Raw genomic sequence first — 3,350 nt, forward strand, 5'->3', positions numbered from 1 at the left:
GCGGCGCGGAGCCCGGCCGGATCATGGCGGCCACCGCATATCCCTCTGCTTCTGTAAAATGCTTTACCGCATGGCGGCCGCAGTACCCGCCTGCACCGGTCACCAGAAGGCGCAGCGGACGCCTCTGCCGGACCATCTCCTCCATGCCGCTTCCCCCCTTCGTTCAAGCGGTCCATCGCTTTCCTCGAGCCGAGGCGCGACCGCCGGGCCCGGCGGTCAGAGCCGCCGTTTCTCCCACTCCGCCATCTCTGCCACCATGTCCGCTATGCTTGGGGCCTTGTAGTCCCAGTCGGTGCGTACAGCGGTGAGGGTGCGGTCGATGAACGGCTCGGCAGACGCCGTAATTTCAATGTCCGTGCGGCCGTAGGCCTGCTTGAACATTTCCAGCATTTCCAGCTTGCTCGCCGGAGCCGCAGCCAGCAGATGCACGAGGCCGCCGATCTCCGGCCGGGAAGCCGCATACTCGACCGCCTTCGCGAGCTCCAGCGTCGTCACTCCGTTCCAGTATACGCGGCTGTATCCCGATACCGAACCTTTCTGATCCAGAAACCACTTCAGCAGGCCGATTCCGGCAGGATTGGCATCCGGGCCGATGATGGACGTGCGGATCGTCAGATGCCCGGAGCCGCGCAGCTCCCCGAGAGCCTTCGAGCGGGCGTACACGCTTTTGCCGTCCGGAATATCGTGCTCGCTGTACCCGCCCCGGTCTCCCTCGAAGACGCAGTCGGAGCTGATGTGGATCAGCCTCGCCCCGATCTCCGAGGCGGCGAAAGCAAGCCAGTGGGGAAGCAGCCCGTTCACGATATAAGCCTCGAGCGGATGATCCTCTGCGTCTCGGTTGAGCTTGCCTACGCAGTTGACGACGAGATCCGGGCGCTGGGATTCCATCACGCTCCGGACGGCCTCCAGATCGGAGGCCTCCAGCTGGAGCGAGCCGCCGCGGCCGTCGCGGGTCGTCCAGACGACTTCAAACCCTGGGCGGCGGCGGAAATAGTCGACCATCATCGAGCCTGCCATTCCGCCGCCTCCGATGATGAGCAGCTTCATGAGAGGAAGCCGCCCCGCTTCAGCATATCCTGGATTTCCTGCTTGTTCATGAGATTCTCGCTCGAGCAGAAGCTGTCGAAGGCGACCGCTTCATAAGAGGCGTAATGCTCTTGCAGGCCGGGAATATCGAGCGGAGGCAGGATGACGAGGTATTCCTTGTCGTAGATGACGGTGCTCTTGCTTTCGAATTCGGTGAGCAGGATTTCATGCAGCTTTTCTCCGGGACGGATGCCGGTCTCGATAACGTCGGCTTTGACGCCGATATCCTCCATCAGCACCTCGGCCAGCTCCTCGATGCGGCAGGTCGGCATCGTCATGACGAAGATTTCGCCTCCGAGGCTTTCCTCCGATGCCTTGAACAAGAGCGAGATCGCATCCTGGAGCGTCAGGAAAAAGCGCGTCATGCGGCGGTCGGTCAGGCGGACCTGGCCTTTGCTGCGGATCTGGTTCGTGAACAGGTGGATGACGCTTCCGTTCGTGCCCAGCACATTGCCGCCGCGCACGCAGACGAACTTCGTATCGGTGTGAAGCAGGTTCGCGTACACGATCAGCTTCTCTCCGATCGCCTTGGTCATGCCGTAGAAATTCGACGGATTGGCCGCCTTGTCGGTCGAAATATAGATGACGCGCTTCACTTTGTTCGCGGTTGCCGCCTCGATGACGTTCTGCGTGCCGAGCACGTTGGTCTTGAGCGCTTCATAGGGCTGCTCCTCGCAGACCGGCACATGCTTGAGCGCGGCCAGGTGGAAGACGTAGTCTACGCCCATCGTCGCCTTCGTCAGCGCATCCAGGTCGCGGATGTCGCCGATCCGGAACGTCAGACGGGAATCCTCGAACGTGCGGCTCATCGTCACCTGGGCGGATTCGCTGCGGGAGAACACGACGATTTCCTTCGGATTTTGCGGCAGCAGCTGGCGAATCAGCTCATACCCCCAGGAACCGGTGCCTCCGGTAACGAGAATACGCGAGTTTTCAAACATTCCATTTCCCTCCAAGCAAATATTTCACTACGATGTCGGATACGTCGGGGGACTGATAGCCTGCCGGAATGGTCCAGCTTGGCGGAAGAGAAGTCATGATCTCGACGGCATCCGCGATATTGCCGGCACGGAGGCCGCTGACGGCGTTGCTGCCGCAGTCCACCGTCTCGGGCCGCTCCGTCGTATTGCGGATCGTGACGGTCGGGACGCCGAGCAGGCAGCATTCCTCCTGCACGGTGCCGCTGTCCGATACGGCGCACCAGGCGCTCTGCTCCAGCCGGACGAAGTCGAAGAAGCCGAACGGCTCATGGAATTCCACGAGCGGATGGGGAGAGACCGCCGTACCGCCGGATTCGATGCGGAATCGGGTGCGGGGATGGATGCTGCAGACGAGCCGCTTGCCGCTGCGGTCCGCGATCAGATTCAAGCCTTCGAGGATGCCGTCGAGATGGGCGGGCACGTCCACGTTCTCGGCGCGGTGGGTCGTGACGAGGACATACTCCTTCTCCAGCAGTCCGAGCCGCTCCAGAATGCGGCTTGCGGCGATCCGGTCCTTGTAATGCTCCATCACTTCATGAATCGGATTGCCGGTCCGGACGATCCGGTTCGCCGGGAAGCCCTCGCGCAGCAGATTGCTCTTGCTGTACTCCGTATACGGCATGTTGATGGTCGACACGGAATCGATGATCCGCCTGTTCTTCTCTTCCGGCACGGTCAGGTCGTAACACCGGTTGCCCGCTTCCATATGCACGACCGGGATGCCCATCCGCTCTGCGACGATCGCGCACAGCGCGCTGTTGGTGTCGCCGAGCAGCAGCACGACATCGGGCTTCTCCAGCCGGAGCAGCCGCTCCATCTCGCCGAACATGAGCGACAGCTGTCCACCGAGGGAATGGCTGCCTCCCGACATGATATGGTCGGGCTTGCGGATTCCCATCTCTTCAAAAAAGACATCATTCAGCGAAGCCGTATAATTCTGGCCCGTATGGACCAATACATGGCTTGCCGCCAGCCGGTCCAGCTTGCCGATAATGAGGCTCAGCCGGATGATCTCCGGCCGCGTGCCGAGTACGGTCATTACGCGCACGTCATAGTTCCGCCTTTCTGCCATTCGTAATTTGCCGGACAGCATCCAGTCGGGCTGCCGGCATGCTCAATCGCTCAGCGCCGCTTTTTGCCTGCGGAACGGCGGCGCTTGCCGCCGCCCGTCCGGCGGCCCGCTTTCCTGCGGGATGATCGGCCTGCGGAGAGCGCCCTTCCCTTGCGCGGCCTCATCCCGCCTTTGCGTCCGCCCCGCCTTTTTCTGCGGCGGCTCGCGCGGCG

3 protein-coding genes are annotated in these 3,350 nt (G+C 62.1%); all 3 read right to left on the reverse strand.

All coding sequences use genetic code 11. The features are described from left to right. Positions 1-216: 216 nt before the first annotated feature. The 3 genes from BN871_RS26055 to wecB are packed head-to-tail and all read right to left on the reverse strand — an operon-like array spanning position 217 to position 3,114. Positions 217-1,047, reverse strand: coding sequence for an SDR family oxidoreductase (locus BN871_RS26055; RefSeq protein WP_048750106.1), 831 nt, complete (start codon positions 1,045-1,047; stop codon positions 217-219). Next, positions 1,044-2,027, reverse strand: coding sequence for a polysaccharide biosynthesis protein (locus BN871_RS26060; RefSeq protein WP_048750108.1), 984 nt, complete (start codon positions 2,025-2,027; stop codon positions 1,044-1,046). Before BN871_RS26060 ends, BN871_RS26055 begins: the two co-directional genes overlap by 4 nt. Next, a complete protein-coding gene (gene wecB, locus BN871_RS26065; RefSeq protein WP_048750110.1) occupies positions 2,020-3,114 on the reverse strand; it encodes a non-hydrolyzing UDP-N-acetylglucosamine 2-epimerase in 1,095 nt (364 codons plus the stop codon). Before wecB ends, BN871_RS26060 begins: the two co-directional genes overlap by 8 nt. Positions 3,115-3,350: the final 236 nt, after the last annotated feature.

Origin of the sequence: Paenibacillus sp. P22 (genome assembly GCF_000469945.2) — a bacterium.
Lineage (GTDB): Bacteria > Bacillota > Bacilli > Paenibacillales > Paenibacillaceae > Paenibacillus_O > Paenibacillus_O humicus.